The organism is Prosthecobacter sp. (assembly GCF_044378005.1).
In the GTDB taxonomy this organism is placed as follows: Bacteria; Verrucomicrobiota; Verrucomicrobiia; order Verrucomicrobiales; family Verrucomicrobiaceae; genus Prosthecobacter.
Map to the genome: position 1 here is coordinate 1 of NZ_JBILYB010000333.1, position 22,208 is coordinate 22,208.

The window sequence follows — 22,208 nt, forward strand, 5'->3', positions numbered from 1 at the left end:
GGGTAGCGGGTCGCTTTGCTACTTTTCCAACAACTGAAACCAGCAGTCAGTCGATTATTGACCAAGTAGGTCGTTATGGCTTCAGCATGAATGGCCAGATGAATGAGTGGGATATCAACGATCGATTCAGCATGAGTGATTGGGAAGATTACGTGCGTTATTATAACTATGGCGGCATTACTGCTGACACAATGATTAGTGATACAATTCGATTTCAGGCGCTATTCAGTAAAATTGATACATGGGACTATGACTTCAACGGTTTACGTTCTGGAATTCACGCTGGAGCTTGGTTGAGTGTGAAAGGGCCTCATTTTGAGCCTTATATTGGTTATCAAATGACCAGCAATGAGCCTTATAAAATATTTCTTCATCAATTCCATGGTGGTGCAAGTTTCGATTTGAGACATGACCTTCGGGGCTTCGTAAATGCTGGATATATGTGGCGTGCTGGCGGTAGCGTTGATTCTAGAGACACTTGGCTTGGCATGGCTGGGCTAGACTGGCAAATGACCGGCTTAACACGACATTTGTTAACAGGTGGTCGTCGCGTTTTGAATACAGCTTTCTTACCTCTTGCCTTGGACGATTTTGCTGAATATAAAATTGTTCAACAAATTGGCTATCGGACGGAATTGTCGTTTATTGTTGGAACAAGCCAGAGAAAACAGCTTGAGGACCAGCGCGGAGGTAAGCGTATTGGAAGTGATGCTCATGTAAATTATACTGGAGTCACTCTTCAATCACAAGTTTCAGATACAATGTATGTGTCGGCGATAGCTGGATACGAAAACATTGATCGAGGAAACCAAGATGTAGAACGTTGGACTTACAGATTGAACGCTGATGCTATGTTATCCCCTACAGTAGGGCTCCAGGCTTTTTATCAATATTCCGAAACAACAGGCACTATCGATTTTACCGAGCACGCTTTGTTTATGAGTATGACGAAGCGGTTTTGATTTTTTCTGTTTGAATTGCTTTTTTACTTTTTTTGCGTGTAACTGAGAGCCAAATGATTTCACGACAGTCCTTCCTTTTTTTTGTTGCCTTGATTTCCGCGTGTCAGTCACCAAGCAACATTCCATCCCCTGAACTTTCAAATCTAGCTCTGTCGTCAACCACTGCTTCAAGTCACGAAAATAAGACTTACCAAGTCAAAATTGGTAACCAACTTGATATTTTCGTTTTAGAAGACAAAACTTTCAATGGGTCGTATTCTGTTCGGGAGACTGGTGAGATTATTATTCCACAGCTTGGCAGAATATATGTTCTGGGAATGAGTTTGGCAGAAGTTGAAGCATCAATTAAACGACAGTTAGAAGCAACTCAACTCAAGGTAGCGACTGTAATTGCGGACCCATCTTCTAGTGGTGGCACAGCTGATAGGCCCGCACTTGGCGTGGCTGTCCGAGTATCAGGTAGGGTGATGTCACCAGGAAGAATTATGGTCCCTCAACTTGGGAATACTCCTGTCACAGCATTTCAAGCGGTTACTGAAGCCGGTGGCCTTTTACCGTTTGCTGATAAAAAGCACTCTTACATTCTGCGGACAAACAATTTGCAAGTAACACGAATGCCAGTCAACTTTGACCAGATTGAAGACGGCAAAGCAGCTGACGTGCCATTGCAAGAGGGTGATACAATCATTATCCCGCAAAAAGTTTTAGGATTCTAGCGGCAGGATCATATTAACTTGCCCTAAACCGTATGATTTCAAACCTGCAAGATTTAATTAGATTGGCAACTAAGTATGCCAAGTACTGGAAGCTGTCCATACTATTATTCTGCATGGCCTCTCTAGCTGCCTTGTCTTTGCTAGTTTACGGAAGTCCTATTTTTTATTCAAATTCTGAGATTGAATACCAATTTGTAGACTTGCCAATTCGTTCTGAAACCTCAGATTTGGGCGAAAGAAATACTAGGTATAACAATATTCAATTTGTTCTCCAGACTGGTCTTTCTTCTGCTTGGCTCAAAGAAAGAACTGCACTTAAATTGGGACTAATAAAGTCGGTTGCCGAATTCGACGACGTAACCGAAAAAATTATCCCAAATTTGAAAGTAACTCAGTTTGTGGGTAACTTGATTCGTTTGGAAGTTTGGACATACAGATCTGAATTGGCGAGGTTTTGGCCGCAGGCCATGCTAGAAGAGTACCATTCTTTCTTGACTGAACAGCGGACGAAGCGACGAGAGCAATTGGTAGCTAGTTTCACTGAAGAAATGGAGAGAATCAGAGGCAAAATACTTGAGGAGCAGGCAAATGAGCAAAATTTCGAAGCTGAAAATCAAATACTCGAAAAATACATTGGGCAAAATAGGTTAGAACAACTTCCTAGCGAATTGTTAACCATTAGGACTCGGGTTGATGCCATGTCTGAAATGGAAAAATACATGACAGAAACAGCTATTAGTGTGGTGGAAAAATTGGCGCTGTATAAAAAGTACCGCACGATGCCGCTGCCTGTAGGTACCCTTGTTCGAATTGGGCAAAAAGATCGTATGATGGTCAAACGATCTGCACCAACGGCAGTGCCAGGCGCAGCAAGTGGTGAAGGGCTATCAGATGCTAATGCTACAAGCAATATGCCATCTAATCAGAGTCAGGCACAAGTAATCGTGGTTCCTGAAAGCTCTCAAAGTCCGGAAGCTTGGGAAGAAATATCGGACGAGCTACGCAAGGTTCGAGATGAACGTGATCGTGCTGCTCTGCGTCTCCTTCCAGCTCACCAAGAAATGAGGGTTCTTAATCGCAGAGTTGAAGAACTCGATGCGTCACTTGCTAAGGAACTCGAACGAAATCAACAGGCATTTCAACTGGAGAAAGCGTATCTTATTGATCAATTGCAGCAACTAGAATCAAGCTTGCCAGAATATAGAAGGTTGGTATCTGACTATGATACATATAAACGAGACTTTAGTCTCCTGAGCAGTGGTAAACTTGCTTGGGAACAGGCATATTCTACTTTGAAGCAAAAGCTTGCTGCTATGGATTACACGGGCTCAGAGCCTAAAGTTAACTTCAAGTTCAATGGCTTCTTGGAAGTAAGAGATGAGCTCCCTGTTGCGCCGAACAAGCAAAAACTTTTAACATACGCCCTGGCACTTGGCTTTGGCTTGGCTTTCGGAATTCCTTTCGGCATTGATCGCCTGCGTTACACGACATCAATTGTTGCAGAAGCCGAGAGTATGAGTGGGCTCACTGCACTGGGCGTAGTTCCACACATTGGTAATATTCAGCAACAAGCAGCTAACCAAGTCGCAGAATTATCTGCTTTTTGGCCAAATCGGCAAGTTCAAGAATGCTTTAGACTCATTCGAAGCCAAATCCTTTTGCAACGGAAGCCGGATTTTGCTGCAAAAGTTTTAATGACAGTGAGTTGTCGTGAATCGGAAGGCAAATCGACAGTTTCGATGTTAACGGCCGCAGCTTTTTCTAGTTCCAACTCTAGAACATTATTAATTGATGCTGACTTGCGGAGAGGACGCTTGGACAGAAGACTAGGTTTGCCAAGTGGATTGCCAGGTTTCGCAGACTTGCTGCATTTCACAAACAAAGATTGTTCAGAAGTGATTTATAAGCTACTTCCAAATTTAGATGTCATTCCGCGTGGTGAAGTTTCATATGCAATTGAAGACTCGCTTTCTAACGAGAGATTGCCTGAGGTGATGGCAATATTAAGACAACGGTATGACACTATCATCGTGGACACGACTCCAATTCTTGGGTTGGCAGACCCATTGGATATCAGGCGTGTAGTGGACGGAGTTGTGCTTGTGATTCGTGCTGAGTCCACTACCCACCGTGACATGATCGCAATCAAAGAATTGTTTGAGCACGGATTGGTCCCACTGCTTGGTTTTGTGCTAAATGACGTTGACATGGACAAGATGGAAAATCACTATTACTACAACAGCTATTACCCTAAATATAACGATAAATATTACTCTGACATAGCGCCAGCGCCAAATGCTCGCAATGTTAATAGCTGAAGTTTTTTTGTAGTTTGTTGCATTTGGATCAAACACTCTAGTATGAAGGTGCTGCACGTTGTTAATGCCTTCTCAGCAGGAGGCATGGAGAATGGTGTCGCCAATCTCACTCACGGCCTTTACACCAGAGGGATAATTTCTGGCCTTTGTGTCCTAACGAAAGCCGATAGCTTCGCTCAAAGGCTACACCCATCAGTCCGTATACACGAAATTAATCGGTCCAAAGGGCTGGATTTTAGCATTTGGGCTTCGATTAATCGGTTGGTAGTCGAGAATAAGTATGATTTATTACACACTCACAATTGGACAGGATTAATTTATGGTGTGTTTGCAGCTCTACGGACTGGTACCCCAATTTTACATGGTGAACATTCTGAACTATTTGACTGGGAAAAAACGCCATTTCGGCTGGCGTTGAGGCGATTGGCCTATTGTTGGTGTGATAAGGTTCACATGCTCTCCAAGGGGCAGCACTCACAACTTAAACAATACAAACTACTTGAGGGCATTGATGCTATAGCGATCTCAAATGGAACAGACACCGAAAAGTTTAAACCAAGCAATCAAGAGGATGCGAGATTAAAGTTGGGCTTGCCTGAAAAAGGGTTTTTCATTGGTGTAGTGGGTCGAATGGTTGAGACAAAGCGACACGAGTTCATGCTCGAAGCATTTCTTGAAGCTGGTAAAAAAGTAAGTTCGTTGCAATTAGTGTTCGCTGGTAGTGGTGGAAATATTGAACAAAAAATTAAAGAGCTTTGTAAAAGTCATCCACTGTCAGAAAGAATTCATTGGTTGGGTGCTCGTGATGACATGCCAACAGTTTATAATTCATTTAATCTTCTAGCTATTCCTTCCGTGAATGAAGGCATGGCTAACGTTGCACTCGAATCAATGGCCTGCGGGGTTCCTGTGCTTGCAAACCAAGTTTGTGGAATCTCAGAAGTTATTGATAATGAATTGGATGGATATGTCTCACCAATGATTAGCCCATCGATCCTTGCTCAGCACATTGTGGAGCTTTTTAATGGAAGAGCTGCCCTTCATGAGGTTTCAGTAAATGCAAGGTTGAAAATTTTGGCGAAATTTTCAATAAATAACATGTTGAATACATACGCCTTAATTTACAAAGATTTATATAGGCGGAAGTTTGCAATTTGATGCTATGCCGTATCTTTGTGCAATTTTTCTCCTTATTTTTTGGTACGTCCGCCCACAGGATGTTGTGCCTAGCTTGGCTGGAGTTAACTTGGTCCGATACTTAATGATACTTGGTGTTTGGGCGGTGCTTGCGAGGCCAGGTGGACTTAAGTTTGGACATGTCTTTCGAACTCCAATGGATTGGATTGTTATGTCCTATTTTGCCTGGATGGTGTTTACCACACCGGAACATGTTGATGCGTTTAAAGAGGTTTTTACTTATGCCGCCTTTTACATTGTAACCGTCGTATCGTTGGACAAACCTCAACGAATCCTCAATTATATCAATTGTTGGATGTACTGTCTGTTAGCTATCTCTTTATTGACTTTGGCCAGCCATTTTGGGGTCGAAATTGTTCAAGGTACAAACCAACTAACAGCAGCATTTAAGGGGCGAATGGCGCTCAACACATGGATTTTCAACAACCCAAATGCGTTAGGCCATTCTGCAGTGGCGCTTATTCCTTTGTCTGTCGCCTGGCTATGGCATCATCAACCTGCCATAAGACGAACTTTAGTTATAAGTCTAGTTACTACCGCAGGATACTGTGCGGTACTAACTGCGTCGAAAGGGGCATACATTTCAGGTGCGGCTTCATTAGTGTCACTCTATGTATTTAGAAGGGCATTATGGTTTCAGATTGGTGCTGCAGCGTTGGTTTTTTCGATGGGTTTAGGCGTCTTATCATTCCTTCCTCGAATGGAAACATTGTCGGCAAAAGATCAGGGTATTGCTGGACGGATGATGGTGTGGCAGGGGGCCATGTGGAGTTTAAAATCAAATCCATATGGTGTCGGTTTGAAGAAATTCCAGGGCATGATCGAAGTAGATGATCTGGGAATGATCAAACTTGCAACGCATGGCTCCTTTGTACGAACAGGTGCGGATTTGGGGTATCCTGGGCTTTTTTGCTACGTGGGTGCTTTTTATGTAGGCTACCGTACAATGCGCCTCCGCAAGTTTATACCACGCAGCGACGGTTTTCGTGTTCAAAGTGCAGTCTTTGTGTTATTAATTTCATATCTAATTTCCGCCTGGGTCGTCGATAAGGCGTATCATGCAGATTTCATATTGTTAATGGCTTTGGTCTCCGCAGTGCACCGCGTCTATATTTCTCAGGAGGAGTCAGACTGCGGGACAACTCTGATTCCGGGGTCGCTTCCCGATGGAAGTTTGAGTGCGGCTGTATCCTCTGCGGTATATAATGACGAGGGGCCTGTGGTGGGTTGGAGTAAGCTTACTTGGTATGATGTGCTCATCATAACAACACTTCTTTATTTTGTCGTCTTTGCCTGGGATTACTTATCTACCAAATTCATTCCCCTTTAACATTCATCTGCTTTGCGTGTTCTTTGGATCAAAACAAGTCCGCTGCACCCGCTAACACGCGGGGGAGATTTGCGCACATTTAACATTCTCAAACAATTGCATCGACGGCATGAGGTTACCTTTGTGGCAATGCTGGCAGATATAGAACAAGATTTGGGCAGTAGAGAGTCCGATCAGTATTCTAGTCAGGCTGTTTGGGTGAAAGAATCTAAAGCTTCGCTCAAGCTTTCACGATTGAGTTTTCTCGCTGGGGCAGCAGCAAACATTCTGTCGTCATTGCCTTATGCTGTGTCGCGTTTCCGTTCGTCGGCGTTACAGAAAACACTGGGGGAACTCCTCAAGATGCAAAAGTTTGATGTGATGATCTGTGATTTCTTGTTTCCTGCTGCAAGTCTCCCTTGGGAATTGAAAGCTGGCTGTGGCTTTCCATGGGTGCTTTTCCAGCACAATGTTGAATCAATGATTTGGGCGCGCAGATGTTCTGAAATGAGAGGTGTGTCTGGCATCTACTTTCGCTCACAGTGGCGTCGGATGTTAAAGTTTGAGACGATGGCCAGCATGAGATTTGATGCCGTTTTGGCCGTTTCGGAGGAGGATGTCCGGATCTTCCAGGACCAGATGCTGCTTCCAAATTTGCTGGGCAGCATTCCGACCGGAGTGGATCTGGAGTTTTTTCAAGCGACTCCCAAGACGGAGGCAATTCGACCCACAGTCGTGTTCATGGGCTCAATGGACTGGTATGCGAATGTTGACGCCGTGACTTGGTTTGTTGAAGTTGTTTGGCGCTTGATTCGTTCACGTGTGCCAGAAGCCAGATTTGTAGTCGTGGGAAGACAGCCACCGCCTTCTATTCGTGATCTTAGCTCGGAGGCTGATGGAATTGAGGTCACTGGCACAGTGCCCGATGTGCGCCCATATCTCCGCACAGCTCATGCTATGGTGGTGCCATTGCGAATAGGAGGTGGCACCAGGTTAAAGATTTTTGAGGCTATGGCCGCCGAGGTCCCCGTTGTTTCGACATCTGTCGGGGCTGAGGGCTTGCCTGTCGTTCACGGGAAGCATATCCTAATTGGAGATGACGCTGAAAGCATCGCTGAAGCAGTAATTTCCCTGCTTTGCCAGCCTCAACTTTGTCTGCGATTGTCCCAAGCAGCACTGGCTGAAATCGCGGTGCCAAATTCATGGGATGCTGCAGCTCAAACCATGGAGCGGCTTCTTGCTCCTATACTAAATCAGGATGAGGTATCTGCCAAACAGCACGGATGATTGAACTTCCTGCCATTCTTCTTCTATTTTGTCTGCTTGCCTTGATCCACGGATACGCTGGCTACCCCATTTGGTGGCGATTATTTGGGCGACGTTTTCCCGTTCTTCCGGCGGTTACTCAGGTTGAAGATCAGGGGCTTCCCATGGTCACGATCATCGTTGCAGCCTACAACGAGGCGTCATGCATCGCTAGCCGGGTTAGGAATCTCGTCTCTCTCAACTATCCTTCTGAGCTTGTGACCATTTTTATCGAGTCGGATGGTTCGGATGATGACACCGTGAAACTGGCAATGGGAGCTGCTGCTGGTGATACACGTGTCATAGTGTTCGACCACAAGGAGCGACGTGGGAAGGTGCGCGTTCTAAATGAGGCCTGTCAGCGGGCAGTTGGCGACATACTGGTGTTCAGTGATGCCAATGTATCCTTTGAGCCTGACGTTCTTAGATCGTTAGTGGCGCGGTTTCGGGATCAGCAGGTGGGTTGTGTTTGTGGTAAACTTCTCTTTCGAGTGCCTGAAGGCAGGCCACATGCGGCGACCGAAGGCTTGTATTGGAAATTGGAATCCTGGCTAAAAGAGCAGGAGGGTGCCCGGGGTGTGCTGCTCGGAGCCAATGGTGCCATTTATGCAATGCGCCGCAGCTTGTGGAATGATTGTCCGCGAGATACTCTGGTGGAGGATTTCTTTATCCCACTCCGCTTGTTGATGAATGGGCACCGAATTGTTTTCGAGCCAAAAGCCAGAGCTTTTGAGGACCTGCCACCGACCATCCAGGACGAATTTGGCCGCCGAGTTCGGATTGGAGCTGGAGATTTCCAGATCCTGTCCCGCAGTCTCGGGCTTTTATCTCCTAGACACGGACTCGCAGCTTGGGCGTTTCTCTCGCGGAAAGTGCTGCGCTGGCTGGGGCCATTCTTCATGATTGGAACCTTCGTGTCGGGCGTCTGGCTCGCAGTGTTGCATCATTGGCTCGGACTAGTTGCATTGTTCGGGTGGGGGGCATTTATCTCGATTGCGCTCCTGGGAATGAAGGCGCATCAATGGAAAGGACGGCTTGGCAGCCTCGTTGGGGCCGTTGCTCATTTTGCCGGGATGAATTTAGCTCTGCTCTTTGGGTTCTTCCGCTGGCTCTTTAAGACACAAGGAGTGACGTGGAAGCGGACGGCGAGGTAGATCCCCGCCCTCACGCATGCTTCAATCATTCTTACAACTCCCCGACCGCAAAAAAGCAGGTCCACCCATTACCGTGCTCACCGCCTACGACTACCCCACGGGTCGTCTGCTGGACGAGGCCGGAGTGGACCTCCTGCTCGTGGGGGACTCGCTGGGTATGGTCGTGCTCGGACTGCCAGACACCACGGGCGTGACCATGGATATGATGGTCCACCACATCGCCGCAGTCCGCCGTGGCGTCACCCGCGCACCTGTCATCGGCGATTTGCCTGCGCACAGCTACGACACCCCTGAGCAGGCTTTGGCAAACGCCAGACGCCTCGTCGAAGCCGGGGCCGATGCCGTGAAGTTGGAGGGCGGCACCGCCTTCATTCCCCAGGTGCGGGCCATCATCGCGGCAGGCATTCCCTTTGTTGGGCACATCGGCATGTTGCCCCAGAGCGTCCGTGAAGAGGGCGGCTACAAAAAAAAGGGCAAAACGCCCGAACAGGCCGACCTCCTCATCGCCGATGCCCTCGCGCTCGATGAAGCCGGAGCCATCGCCATGGTGCTGGAGAGCATCGTCCCCGAAGTCGCCGCTGAAATCACCCGCCAAGTCCGGGCGAGCACCATCGGCATTGGTGCCGGCACTGGCACCGACGGCCAGGTCCTCGTCACCCACGATCTGCTCGGCAGTTTCCCCTGGTTCCGCCCGCCCTTTGCCAAAGCCCGCGCCGACATCGCCGCCGAAACCCGCCGTGCCGTGTCCGAATACATCGCCGCCTGTCAGAGCACCAACCCCTGAGCCCGCCCCATGCTCCTCGCCCTCGAATCCTCCTGCGATGAAACCGCTGCCGCCATCTGCACGGTAGAGGGGGACGTACTCGCCTCCGCTGTCGCCTCGCAGATCGAGATCCACCGGCGCTATGGCGGCGTCGTGCCGGAGGTCGCCTCGCGGAATCACATCCTGCACGCCCGCCACCTCGTCGAGCAGGTGCTCGCGGAGGCCCGTGTGACCCTGCCAGACATCCAGGCCTTTGCCGCCACCAGCGGCCCCGGCCTCGTCAGCAGTCTGCTCATCGGCACCAGCATGGCCAAAGCGCTCGCTGTGGCGGAAAAGAAGCCCTTCCTAGCCGTCAACCACATGGAAGGGCACCTGCTGTCCCCCTTCATGGCAGGCAATGGCCCGCCTCGGCGCAGCGTCGCCCTCATCGTCAGCGGCGGGCACACCATGCTCATCCACATGACCGGCGTGGGCGACTATCGTTTGCTAGGCCGGACCCGCGATGACGCGGCTGGCGAGGCCTTTGACAAGATCGCCAAAATGATCGGCCTGCCTTACCCCGGCGGCCCGGAGATCGACAAACTCGCCCGCCAGGGCCGACCCGATGCCTACAGCTTCCCCCGCAGCTTCCTGGATGGCAGCAGCCTCGAATTCAGCTTCAGCGGACTGAAAACCGCCGTGCTCTACGAGCTGCCGAAGCTCGATCTGAAAAACGAAACCGTGCTCGCCGATGTCTGCGCCAGCGTGCAGGAGGCCATCTGCGAAGTACTCGTGGAAAAACTCGTCCTCGCCGCCCGGCTGATGGGGGAAAAGCTCGTCACCGTCAGTGGCGGCGTCAGTTGCAACCGTGGCCTGCGTGCCAAACTCACGGCCCGCTGTGAAAAGGAAGGCCTCACCCTCCTGCTCGCCCGCCCCGATCTCAGCACAGACAACGCCGCTATGATCGCCTACGCCGCCGCCCAACGCTTTCAGCTAGGCCACACCTCCCTCCTCGAAGCCGATGTCGATCCCAACCTCCCCCTGGTGGCTTAGCGCCGCTCTTTTACACCTCTCGTCTCTCTTGCAGGCCGCTCCCATCCCCGGCCTCATCCTGCCGCTGCATGATGTCGAAGCTGGCACGGCGGCCACGGGCATCGTCGCCGAGGTCCTTGTCAAAGAGGGCGATACGGTGGAGCAGGGCCAGCCCCTCGTCCGCCTGAACGACGAAGTCGAAAAACTCGAACTCGAGCGCAGCGCCAATGTCCTGGAGAAGGCCAAATTCGACCACGATGCCGCCGAGAAGCTCCTCGCTGACAAGATAGGAACTCGTGAAGACGCCCTCAAAAAGCGCATCGAGCACGACCTCGCCACCCTTCAGCAAAAGGCCGCCCAAGTCCGCCTCGATCAACGCACCATCCGCGCTCCTATCCAGGGCATCGTCGTGAAGCGTGACAAAGAACCCGGCGAGGCTGTGCTGCTCAACGAGACCGTCGCCCAGATCGTGCACATCCGGCAGGTCTATGCCCAGTTTTATCTCGAACCCAGTCAGGCACAGCTGCTCAAGCCCGGCCAGACCTTGCCCCTCAGCATCCCCTCACTCGCCGAACCTCGCCAGCTCACGGGAAAGCTCGACTTCATCGACCCACGCATGGATGCCGAGAGCGGCCTCTACCGCATCAAACTGCTCGTGGACAACGCCGACCTCCGCTTGAAAGCCGGGATGCGCGTCGAACTCGAATTATCGTCTCACTAGCCAGAGCTGGAGATGGCATTCAGAATGGGGGGCCGTTCGTATCCCCCCGTCATCATGCGTCGCCTCGCCCTCTTCCTTCTCTTTGCCCAAGCTGCCACTGCTGCTGAAGTCACCCTGCACCGTTGGTCCGGTGCTTTGAATGTGCCTGATCCCGTGGCCTGCACGGTGGATGAAAAGGGACGCGTCTATGTCGCGGCGACCACGCGGCGAAAGGGCGCGGATCTCGACATTCGTGAGCATCCGATGTGGATCGCGGATGATGTCGGGCTCAGCAGTGTGGAGGAGAAGCGCGAGTTCCTGAAGCGCGAGCTGGCTCCAGGGAAGATGCGCCTGCCTCGCGGTGGGCTCAAAGATCATAACAAAGACGGCTCCATCGACTGGAAAGACCTCACCGTTCACAGCGAGCGCATCTACCAGCTCCGCGACACGGATGGCGATGGCACCGCAGACAAGATGACCGTCTTCGCGGAAGGTTTTAACACTGAAGTCACCGGCATCGCGGCGGGCATTCTGTATCATGACGGCTGGGTCTATGCCACCATCGCCCCCGACCTCTGGCGGCTCAAAGATACCGACGACGACGGCGTCGCCGATGTGCGCGAAGTCGTCGCGCATGGCTTCGGAATGCACATCGCCTATGCTGGACATGACATGCACGGCCCGCGCCTCGGGCTCGATGGCCGCATCTACTGGAGCATTGGCGACAAGGGCGTGAACGTCACCAGCAAGGAGGGCAAACACTGGTTCTACCCGAACGAAGGAGCCGTCATGCGAGTCGAGCCCGATGGCACAGGCTTCGAAGTTTTCGCCCACGGCCTGCGCAACATTCAGGAGATCGCCTTCGATGACTTCGGCAACATGTTCGGCGTGGACAATGATGCCGACATGCCCGGCGAAAAAGAGCGCTTCGTTTACATTACCGAGCAGAGCGACTCCGGCTGGCGCTGCTCCCACCAATACATGAAGGAGCAAAGCCGCTGGATGCGCGAAGGCATCTGGAATGCGAGCGCACAACAACCGCTCTTCATCACCCCACCGCTCGCGAATTACTCAAACGGCCCCGCAGGCTTTGCCCACGAGCCCGGCACCGCACTCGGACCTCGTCTGCACGGCCATTTCATTCTCGATCAATTCCCCTCCGGGAAGATGGAAGCCTTCACCATCACGCCGAAAGGCAGCGCCTTTGAAATGAGCCGCCCGCGACTCATCAATGCTGGCATCATGGGCATCGGCCTCAGCTTCGGACCCGATGGTGCGCTCTACATGGCCGACTGGGTGGGCGGTTATCCGCTGGATGAAAAAGGTGCCATCTGGCGTGTCGATGAAGAAACCAAGAACCCCGCACGTGCCGAGACTCAAAAGCTCCTTAGTGCAGGCTTTAAAAAGACAGAGCCCGATGCGCTACAAATCCTGCTCGCCCATGCCGATCAACGCGTGCGACTCGGTGCGCAGCTCGAACTCGTTTCGCGCAAAGCATGGCCCGTCTTCACTGAAGTGCTCGACGATGGCAAAGCGCCGCTGCTTGCCAAACTCCACGCCATCTGGGGCCTCGGCATCGGTCTGCGTCTCGGTCAGATCGATGACTCGCAGCTCCAGCCGCACTTCGCGGATAGTGATTCCGAAGTCCAAACCCAGCTCATCAAAGTGCTCGGCGATGCTCCAGCCAAAGCCAGCGAAGCCAGCCGCAAAGCCATCACCACTCTCATCGCATCCAAGAACGTGCGCGTCCGCTTCCACGCCGCCATCGCCGCTGGCAAACTCCAGCTCGCAGGTGCTGAAGACACGCTTTGGAGCATGGCTGCGCAGGATGCAGGCGATGCCTGGCTGCGTCATGCCGTCGTCACGGGTTTGGCAGGTTCTTTGAAAGCCGAAGCTCTCGCCAAACGCCTTTCAGACAGCACTCGGAACACACGTCTCGCCGCCGTGCTCGCCCTCGCACGTCAGCATTCGCCACTCATCCAGCCCGCACTCGCCGATGCCGACAGCGCTATTGTCGATGAAGCCGCGCGTGCCATCCACGACGACACGGGCATCCCCGAAGCTCTTCCGGCGCTCGCCGCTTTGCTCGATGGCAAAGTCACCTCCGAAGTCACCACGCGCCGAGCCATCAATGCCAATCTCCGCCTTGGTAAAATCGAAAACACTCAGCGCCTGCTCAAAGCCGCGCTCGCAGGTTCCAGCGATGCCTTCACCGCATTGCTCGTCTTTGGCGAACCACCACGACTCGACCTCGTGGATGGAGTCGCCCGCAAATACGAAGCGCGTGATGCCGTTGCCATCGCCGCCGTGGTTCAGCCACAGGTCGCCGACCTGCTCGCGCTCACCGACCCTGATCTGAAAGCCGCCGGAATCGAACTCATGGTGAAGCTCACTCTTCAGGTCGGTGCCCCTGCTTTGCGCAGCATCATCGCCGATGCCAAAGCCAAGCCCAGTCAGCGAGTCGGAGCCCTCCGCCTCATGGCAGCGCAGCACGCCAGCGATGTCGCCTTTGCCGAAACACTCACACTCACTGCGGCTAAATCCTCGCCCGCCGAGTTGCGCATGGAGTCGCTCGTGCAGACCTTTGCTCATCAAAAAGACCGCGCTGTCACCGAGGCCTCACGCGTCTTGGAGCAGGGCAGTTTAAAGGAGAAACAATCCGCCATGAAGCTGCTCGCCAGCTCCGACACCAAGACCTCCGCCACCCTGATGGATACCTGGCTCCAGCGTCTCGCTATCGGTAAGGTCGAGCCCAGCCTGAAGCTCGATGTCCTCGAAGCCTCTGCCGCTTTCCCCGCGCTCGCCGAGCGACTCGCCACCTACCAGCAGAGCCGCACCACCGCACCGCGCGATGATTTGATCGAAGGCGGCGATGCCACCAACGGCAAGGACATCGTCACCAATCATCTTGGTGCCAACTGCCTCGCCTGCCACACCGTCGAGGCCAAGGAAGGCAGCCAGGTCGGTCCCATTTTAAAGACCATCGGCGGCCAACGCACCAAGGCCGAGTTGCTGGAGTCACTCGTGAATCCCGTAGCGAAGATCGTCCCTGGCTACGGCCTCGTCTCCATCACGATGAAGGACGGTAGCAACCACGCCGGAGCCCTCTTCAAAGAAGACAAGACTGCCGTCACCCTCCGCCTCGCCGACGGTGCCGAAAAGAAACTCCCGCGCGCCCAAATCACCATGCAGACCCCACCCGTCTCCATGATGCCCCCCATGCTCGGCATCCTCACCCCGCGCGAGATTCGGGACGTCGTCGCCTACCTCAGCAGCCTGAAGCCCTCGAAAAGCAAGGCGGTGAAGAAGGACGAGCATTGAGTAGAAAGAGTTTTCAACTCGTAAACTGGTGGGGTGAGATTCCTTCTCACTCATCTCGGCGGGTTAATAGCCAGCCTCACCAGGTATCGACTTTCAAAGGCGATTTAGATCCAACCATCAACCATCGAAATTCCCTCTGTTTGTGAGGCAGTCTCCATGTTCTATTAGGCCTTCTATGCGCTGCTGAACGCGTGGGACTGGGTCGCGCTTCATGTAATCAGTAAGCACCGCAGAAAATGTCTCCTTGGTTGGACGATCACGCAAAACCGGTGACAGCTCGCGCAGGAATGGTGACATCGGTCGAACGATTGACCGAAGTGCGTCAATGGCCACGAGAGACAGAGGTCGTCCAGTGGCGAGCCATGACTCCACCCTATGCCAGTCGAGATTTGACGCGGCTGCAAGGTATCCCCAATTCTCAGTAATCGGCTCGAAGATGGCTTTCTCGATCCAATCCAACGTTTCAGTGGATCTGAAGTAGGATAATGCCGCCATTGAATCGCGCTTCCGTGAACCTTCGATTTTATCGAGGCTACTACTGACTTTGTCGAAGCCCTCACGGAAAGGTAAACAAGCGGCAGAAGCCTCGGCTAGGGCAATCAAATCAATATTGGGATAGTCGCCCCAGCAATACCTTATGAATCCGGCCCCGGCTTCACCTTGCGTAATAGAAGCAATTTCAAGGCAGACGCTACGGATGTTCTGATTGCTGGTGCTGGCAAATCGGCTGGAAATGGCTTGTAGGACACTTGGTGGTGAAAGCATCTGCCAAGCCTTCTCGGTCTCTTTATCGATATGCCAGCGGGTGATTGAATAATCTAGCAGCGCCTCTGGAGAACCGCTTACCTCCGATAATCTTGGAATCCTGTATAAGTCAGCATCAACAACATCGTGGTGAGGCTGAGAGGCACTGCCCTCTTCATCATAGAAATCATCGTGTAGAAGGTATTTTGACCAACTGTGTCTCTTCGCGAGGTTATACCATTCGATTGGTCGTAGTGCTCTCGCCATAAGACGGTCATGGCATTCTTGGCACAGTATGTATGGCTTGTCCTCATCGTCACATCGTTCAACGACAAAGGATGGTTCAGACTCGCAGGCTTGGCATTGTTTAGATGTGGCGTGCATTTTCTTTAGCGAACAGATGAATCAATAAAGACGCACTGCACTTACGCTCCAGCAGTCTCCACAGTCTCCTCATGCGTCAACTCCCCGCCCGCATCCGGGTGGATCTGATGGTCACCTGACTTGTTGTCTTTGGTGGTGTGGATGAAGCCGCGCTCGGTGGCGGCTAGGACGAGGGCGGCGAAGGAACGGAAGCCGTGGTAGCGCTCGCTGAACTGAGGTTGGCGGCGTTTGATGGTCTGCTTCACGGCGGAGGCCCAGATGGGCTGGTTGCCGCCGCGCTCGTTCATCATGGCATCCACGGTTTCCATGAAGAGCTCGATGGCCTTTTCGGGGTCACCGGCAGCTTTGTTGGCGTCAGGCGGAGCTATGGGGACAGGTGCGGCACCGTTGGTTTTGGGCGATGGAGCGGCGCTGTCCTTGGGCTTGGCGGGAGCCGGTTTGGGTGGGGCGGGCCTCGGCGCGGGGCGGCGGCGCTGCTGCTCGCGGACGAGGTCGTCGTAGAAGATGAATTCGTCGCAGTTACTGATGAAGATGTCGCCGGTGGAATTCTTCACGCCGACGCCGATGACGGTCTTGTTGTTTTCCCGCAGCTTGCTGACGAGCGGGGAGAAGTCGGAGTCGCCACTGACGATGACGAAGGTATCGACGTGCGACTTCGTGTAGCAGAGGTCGAGTGCGTCCACGACCATGCGGATGTCGGCGCTGTTTTTGCCGCCCTGGCGCACGTGCGGGATCTCGATCATCTCGAAAGCGGACTCGTGCATGGCGCGCTTGTGCTCCTTGTAGCGCTCCCAGTCGCAGTAGGCTTTTTTCACAACGATGCTGCCTTTGACGAGCAGGCGCTCCAGCACCTTGCCCATGTCGAACTTGTCATACTTCGCCTCGCGCACCCCGATGGCGAGGTTCTCGAAGTCACAAAAAATGGCCATCGTGTGGTCCCGGTCTGGATTGCGCATGGCCGCAGAGTCAGGGCGATGGGGAAAAGGTCAAGCCTTGTGAGCCACCGCCCACTTCCGAGTGCGTGCATGACGATACGCGAAAAGCAGATGCAGATAAGCCCGCACGCCTGTCTCCGAGATCAGCTTTCCCCACCACGAGCTGCCAAAGGCAAACGTGACGGTGTCATGCATCACGCAGCCTCCTGCTGGCGATGGCTCGAAGCGATGTTCATGCACAAACAAGGCAAACGGCCCCTCCAGCATCTCGTCCACCAGCACGCGCGGTGGCTGCACCTTTTGCCAGCGGCATTTCCAGCGCATGGGGATGAATCCCCAGTCGCGGCATTCAAAGTCGATGAGGCGTCCTTCCTGCGCGGGGCCATCCGTCTCCAGTTTCACGAGCTTCAGCGTGGGCGGCATGACGTGGACGATGTTTCGCGGATCACTGTGAAACTCGAACATGACTTCCGCGCTCGCGGCGAGAGGTGTGCTGGCGTGGAAGCTGGAGGTCATGGTGGATTGGCTATGATTGAAGAGCGTGCTGGTGCTCCATTTGGCTAACTCACGCTTCATGGATACGCGCGTAGCCCATTCTTTGGATTGCCTCGCCTCGCGCAAGCCATCAGCATGAAGGAATGAAATCACTTCTGTTTTTCGCATTGCTCATCGGTTCCAGCGCTCAAGCTTTCGCCTGGGCCAGCGGCGGGCACAAGATCATCGCCCTCCTTGCCTGGGAGCAGCTCAGCCCCGCCAGTCGTGACAAGGTCGCTGCTTTGCTGGCTCAGCATCCAGAGCACAGGCTGCACTTTCAGCAGATCATGGAAAAGGAGCTGGGTGGCAGCGCCACGAAGGAGCAGCAGCAACGGTGGAATTTCACTCAGGCCGCCATCTGGCCGGATCACGTCCGCCCGCCGCTCGACGGCAGCGCCAATCCCAACGAGAAATACCACCACGCCACGTGGCATTACCTCGATCTGCCCGTGTTTGCGGATGCCGATGCCAAAGCCAGGCTCCCAAGCCCGAAGCTCTATTGGAAATGGAACCCTGGCATGCCCGAATTCATCGAGCAGCGACTCACCGCAGCGCAGGTCATCGACAAAGCCTACCAACTCATCCCCGATGCCTCGCAGTCGAAGGCCGAGCGGGCCGTCCTGCTTTGCTGGCTCTTCCACATCACGGGCGATCTCCACCAGCCCTGCCACACGGCGGCGCTTTTTTCAGTGAACCAATTCCCCAAAGGCGACCGCGGTGGCAACAGCGTCCTGCTCAAAGGCGCGGCTGGCGACAATCTCCATGCCTACTGGGACAATCTCCTCGGCGATCCAGGCTCACGCTTTGCTGACGCTGAAAAGGCCAGCCGCGAAATGCTGGCTGACAAGGCTCTCATGCAAGCGGCTGCGACAAGCAGCTCCACCATCGATCCCAAGGAGTGGATCCAGGAAGGTGCTGCCGTGGCTGAGAGGGATGTCTATCCAGCCAACCTCGTGAAGCTCGTGCTGCAAAGTCAGCCGCACAGTTACAAGAAGAACAACTTCACCTACACCGCCGTCGGCCCCATTGATTTAGGTGCTGACGGCCTCAAAGCCTACGATGCCACCGCACGCGCCACCGCCCGTCTGCGGGCGGCGATCGCAGGACTCCGCCTCGCCAAGGCGCTCGAAAAAGTGTTCTCACAAAACTAGCCATGAAGCTTCCTTGGCGAATCTCCGCGTTGACTCTGCTGGCCGCCTACATCGCTGCCGTGCCGACTTTCGCTGACTGGCCGATGTTTGGTGGCAATGCCCAGCACACCGCCATCTCCAATGTTCAAGGACGTGAGCTCACCCAGATCCTGTGGCAGACGGCGGTGGACCTCAACCCTGGTGCCTACACTCACTACGGCACTCCCACGATCACCGAGGGGAACATTGTCATCGTCCCCCTGACCACTGGAACAGGCAATCAATTCGTGGTCGAAGGGCGGCGTGGTTTTGATGGTTCTCTGCTCTGGTCACAGGCGACGGATTACATCGCCCCGACCTCCATCTGGCGGCCCAACTTTTCACCGATGCTGGGCAAGACATCCCCGACTTCTTATCGGGTCTATATCCCCGCTGCTGGCGGCACCCTCGACTGGCGGGATGGCGCCGACCTGGCAAGTCCCACCGCCACGGGCAAGTGGGTCTTTTTTGACAACTCACCCGGAGCCACAGCCTACCTGGCCAACAAGGCGACCTATGACGCCAACGTCAAAATCAACACGCCCATCACCGCCGACGCGTCTGGCAATCTCTACTTCGGCTTTCAGGTTATCGCCAACACGCCGTTGCTTGCCCAGGGTGGCGGCATCGCCCGCATCTCATCGGCAGGGATCGGCAGCTATGCGACGGCGAGTACGGTCTCCGGCCATCTTCAAACATCGCTGAATGCCGCTCCAGCACTGACTCCTGATGGCACCAAGCTGTACGTCGTCTTCAACGATGGCGGAGACTATGGAGCTGACACGAACGGCAAACTCGTGCGACTCGACAGCACCACTCTGACTCCGTTAAGTGCTACGGGAGTTCTTGCCGGAGTCCTGGGGCTGGCCACCTCATCACCCACCATCGGCCCGGATGGCGATGTCTATCTGGGCACCAACAACGACAATTACAGCCGAGGCAGGTTGCAGCACTACTCAGCGGATCTTCAGACGGTAAAACTCATCGGCGGCTTCGGCTGGGACACCACCGTTGCCATTGTCCCATCAGCGCTTGTGCCCGGCTACACCTCAGCAGCGGGCTCCACCTACCTGCTGTTCACCAAATACAACAGCTACTTCCAGGGCAATGGCCTGAACAAGATCGCCGTGCTTGACCCCAATGTCTCTCAAACGAATCCGCTCACCGGCGAGACGGACATGCTGGAGGTGATGACCCTGGCCAGCCCACGGGGTAGCAACGACGAATGGTGCATCAACAGCACCGTGGTCGATGTCCCCGGCAAGGTGATCTATGCCAACAATGAAGACGGCTACCTCTACCGCTGGGATCTGACGACGAATACTTACACCAGCCTCCGCCTCACCAATGCGGGTCTCCAGCCTTACACGCCGACACTCATCGGCCCGGATGGCACTGTCTATGCCATCGCGCGTGGCATCCTCTTTGCCGTCGGATCAAGACCTGCCGTGCAATTGCCCATCACCACCTTGACGCAGTCCGGCAACGAGACGCTCTTTCACTTCCAGCGCGAGCGTGCCGACCTCACCTACATCCTGGAAACCTCCAACGACCTGAGCCAGTGGCACCATGTCATCAATAATCCAGGCACTGTCGGCAGTGGTGTTACGGTGACTCAGCCCATGCCCGTCGGAGCCGATTGGCAGTTCCTTCGCCTCCGCGTTTATTAGGCTTTCATGCCCAGCCGTGGAAAAGCATGAGAACTCGCCTCAGCGCGGTGCGTTACCCAGCGCCACCATGAAGCCACTCTTCACCGCCCTCCTCGCGTTCATCGCCTCGGCCTCAATTGCCGCTCCGAAGTTCAATGTCCTCCACATTGTCTCCGACGATCTGAACTGCACGCTCAGTTGCTACGGGAATACGCAGGTGAAGACGCCGCACATCGACAAACTTGCCGCTTCAGGAGTGCGCTTTGAGCGGGCCTACTGCCAGTTCCCGCTGTGCAATCCCAGCCGCGCCTCCTTCATGACCGGCATGAGGCCCGGCAGCACGAAGGTCTATGAAAACGCCACCCACTTCCGCCAGGCGCTGCCGGATGTGCTGAGCATCCCACAGACCTTTTCCAAAGCGGGTGCCTTCTCCGCACGCGTCGGCAAGCTCTACCATTACGGCGTGCCCACGCAGATCGGCACCAGCGGCCTCGATGATGAACCCTCCTGGCAGCAGGTCGTCAATCCCATCGGCCATGACAAGAAGGTCGAGGATCAGATCCACACGCTCACGCCCGGCCAGTTCGGCGGTGTGCTCAGTTGGTTCGCCGACAAATCCGAGGACCCGCAAACCGACGCCGTGGGCGCGGCGGAGGCCATCAAGCTGCTCGAAGCAAAGAAGGATGTTCCGTTTTATCTCGCCGTCGGCTTCTACCGACCACACACGCCGTATGTCGCACCTCAGAAGTACTTCGACATGTATCCGATTGAAGGGATCAAGCTCGCCAGCGGCCCCATGAAAGACGCGCCTGGCATCCCCGAGCTTGCCTATGCCAGCTACAAGAAGGAGCAGGACCAGCTCACCGACCCGATGCGCAAAGAAATCCTCCAGGCGTACTTTGCCTCCACCACCTTCATGGATGACCAGGTCGGTGCCGTCGTCGCCGCTGTCGAGCGTCTCGGCCTGCGGGACAAGACCGTCATCGTCTTCCACAGCGACCACGGCTACCACACCGGCGATCACGGCCTCTGGCAGAAACAAAGCCTGTGGGAAAACTCCGCCCACGTCCCTCTTATCATCAGCGTCCCCGGCAATGCCAGCAACGGCAAGACCTGCCCGCGCACGGTCGAACTCATTGATGTCCACTCCACCCTTGCCGATGTCTGCGGCCTGCCCGCGCCACAGACCGATGGTGTGAGCCTCAAGCCTCTGCTCGACAACCCGCAATCCGAATGGTCCCGCCCAGCCTTCACCCAGGTCATGCGCAACGGCATGCCTGGCACCGGCAATGCCCCAACCAAAGGCAAAGACGGCAAAAAAGCCAAAGGGAAAGGCAAAGGCATCTACGGACTCACCGTCCGCACCGAGCAGTTTCGCTACACCGAGTGGGATGAAGGTCGCCAGGGTACCACGCTTCATGATTTGAAAAACGATCCGCAAGAAGCGCACAACCTCGCCTCTGATCCCGCACACGCCGAAACAGTCGCGAAGATGAAAGCCATGCTGGCTGGATTGAAGAAGTAAGCCCAACACACCTCCATCATGAAACCGCTTATCTTTGCGATCTCTGCATTCCTTTGCAGCCACCTCACCGCTGCCGATCCCGTTCTTCTTTTCTCTGATGACTTCGCCCGCGATGAAGCCACGCCCGGCAAAGAAGACACCGGCAACGGCTGGACCAGCAACAGCGCCTGGCGTGCCAAAGGCCATCAGCAGGTCGATCTCATCGACGGCGTCATGCACGTCACGAAGCACGCCGAGGCGGATCACGGCGTCGCCATCTTCCACAATGTCGAGTTTCAGGACGGCATCGTCGAGCTGCGCTTCAAGCTTGGCGATGGCGATGACCTCGGTGTCGATTTCGTTGATCGCGAGCTGAAGACCGTTCACGCCGGCCATCTCTGCATGGCCCGCGTGACCAACAAAGCCCTCACGATCATGGATTCCAAGACCGGCGGCATGGACAACAAGATCCGCGAGCGTCGCCAGGCTGGCGACAAGTCTCCCGAACTCGCCGCCCTGCTCAAAACAAAGAC

The 22,208-nt window shown here is 54.3% G+C and carries 17 protein-coding genes and 1 pseudogene; 15 read left to right on the plus strand and 3 right to left on the minus strand.

All coding sequences use genetic code 11. From position 1 onward, the window contains the following. The 11 genes from AC6FTP_RS26910 to AC6FTP_RS26960 all read left to right on the plus strand — a co-directional run. Window positions 1–962 (plus strand): hypothetical protein (locus AC6FTP_RS26910; RefSeq protein WP_497209977.1); only part of this gene is annotated, 962 nt, incomplete at its 5' end. Between the two features lie 53 nt (window positions 963–1,015). Beyond that, a complete protein-coding gene (locus AC6FTP_RS26915; RefSeq protein WP_497209978.1) occupies window positions 1,016–1,678 on the plus strand; it encodes a polysaccharide biosynthesis/export family protein in 663 nt (220 codons plus the stop codon). A 113-nt stretch (window positions 1,679–1,791) separates the two neighbouring features. Then, entirely contained in the window at window positions 1,792–3,996 is a 2,205-nt protein-coding gene (locus tag AC6FTP_RS26920) for a tyrosine-protein kinase domain-containing protein (protein ID WP_497209979.1), read from the plus strand. A gap of 42 nt (window positions 3,997–4,038) precedes the next feature. Continuing rightward, complete coding sequence (locus AC6FTP_RS26925) at window positions 4,039–5,154, plus strand: glycosyltransferase (protein ID WP_497209980.1); 1,116 nt, start codon at window positions 4,039–4,041, stop codon at window positions 5,152–5,154. Window positions 5,155–5,344: 190 nt separating this feature from the next. Continuing rightward, window positions 5,345–6,523 carry an O-antigen ligase family protein gene (locus AC6FTP_RS26930; RefSeq protein ID WP_497209981.1) on the plus strand — a complete coding sequence of 393 codons (1,179 nt, stop codon included), beginning with the start codon at window positions 5,345–5,347 and terminating at the stop codon, window positions 6,521–6,523. 12 nt (window positions 6,524–6,535) lie between these two features. Beyond that, the gene (locus AC6FTP_RS26935) at window positions 6,536–7,789 is read left to right on the plus strand and encodes a glycosyltransferase (protein WP_497209982.1); all 1,254 of its coding nucleotides are present in this window, start codon (window positions 6,536–6,538) and stop codon (window positions 7,787–7,789) included. Further along, entirely contained in the window at window positions 7,786–8,961 is a 1,176-nt protein-coding gene (locus tag AC6FTP_RS26940) for a glycosyltransferase family 2 protein (RefSeq protein WP_497209983.1), read from the plus strand. Before AC6FTP_RS26935 ends, AC6FTP_RS26940 begins: the two co-directional genes overlap by 4 nt. 16 nt (window positions 8,962–8,977) lie before the next feature. Next, entirely contained in the window at window positions 8,978–9,745 is a 768-nt protein-coding gene (panB, locus tag AC6FTP_RS26945) for a 3-methyl-2-oxobutanoate hydroxymethyltransferase (RefSeq protein WP_497209984.1), read from the plus strand. 9 nt (window positions 9,746–9,754) lie between these two features. After that, entirely contained in the window at window positions 9,755–10,756 is a 1,002-nt protein-coding gene (gene tsaD, locus AC6FTP_RS26950) for a tRNA (adenosine(37)-N6)-threonylcarbamoyltransferase complex transferase subunit TsaD (RefSeq protein ID WP_497209985.1), read from the plus strand. Further along, on the plus strand, window positions 10,725–11,456 hold the full coding sequence (locus AC6FTP_RS26955; protein WP_497209986.1) for an efflux RND transporter periplasmic adaptor subunit: 732 nt from the start codon (window positions 10,725–10,727) through the stop codon (window positions 11,454–11,456). The genes tsaD and AC6FTP_RS26955 overlap by 32 nt, the downstream gene beginning before the upstream one ends. 54 nt (window positions 11,457–11,510) lie before the next feature. Then, complete coding sequence (locus tag AC6FTP_RS26960) at window positions 11,511–14,756, plus strand: PVC-type heme-binding CxxCH protein (protein WP_497209987.1); 3,246 nt, start codon at window positions 11,511–11,513, stop codon at window positions 14,754–14,756. A gap of 117 nt (window positions 14,757–14,873) precedes the next feature. On the opposite strand, the gene AC6FTP_RS26965 is transcribed toward AC6FTP_RS26960, so the two are convergent. From AC6FTP_RS26965 to AC6FTP_RS26975, 3 genes are read right to left on the minus strand one after another with little or no spacing between them, the layout of a single operon-like run. Next, window positions 14,874–15,884 carry a hypothetical protein gene (locus AC6FTP_RS26965; RefSeq protein WP_497209988.1) on the minus strand — a complete coding sequence of 337 codons (1,011 nt, stop codon included), beginning with the start codon at window positions 15,882–15,884 and terminating at the stop codon, window positions 14,874–14,876. Window positions 15,885–15,925: 41 nt separating this feature from the next. After that, window positions 15,926–16,840 carry an NYN domain-containing protein gene (locus tag AC6FTP_RS26970; protein WP_497209989.1) on the minus strand — a complete coding sequence of 305 codons (915 nt, stop codon included), beginning with the start codon at window positions 16,838–16,840 and terminating at the stop codon, window positions 15,926–15,928. Window positions 16,841–16,870: 30 nt separating this feature from the next. Beyond that, a complete protein-coding gene (locus tag AC6FTP_RS26975; RefSeq protein WP_497209990.1) occupies window positions 16,871–17,395 on the minus strand; it encodes an SRPBCC family protein in 525 nt (174 codons plus the stop codon). 62 nt (window positions 17,396–17,457) lie between these two features. Between AC6FTP_RS26975 and AC6FTP_RS26980 the strand changes: the two genes are divergently transcribed. The 4 genes and pseudogenes from AC6FTP_RS26980 to AC6FTP_RS26995 form a co-directional block, all read left to right on the plus strand. Then, window positions 17,458–18,504, plus strand: coding sequence for a S1/P1 nuclease (locus AC6FTP_RS26980; protein ID WP_497209991.1), 1,047 nt, complete (start codon window positions 17,458–17,460; stop codon window positions 18,502–18,504). 2 nt (window positions 18,505–18,506) lie between these two features. Beyond that, window positions 18,507–20,192, plus strand: coding sequence for an NHL repeat-containing protein (locus AC6FTP_RS26985; RefSeq protein WP_497209992.1), 1,686 nt, complete (start codon window positions 18,507–18,509; stop codon window positions 20,190–20,192). 67 nt (window positions 20,193–20,259) lie between these two features. Further along, entirely contained in the window at window positions 20,260–21,696 is a 1,437-nt protein-coding gene (locus AC6FTP_RS26990; RefSeq protein WP_497209993.1) for a sulfatase, read from the plus strand. Between the two features lie 18 nt (window positions 21,697–21,714). Next, window positions 21,715–22,208, plus strand: a pseudogene (locus AC6FTP_RS26995) (family 16 glycoside hydrolase); the annotation flags it as partial.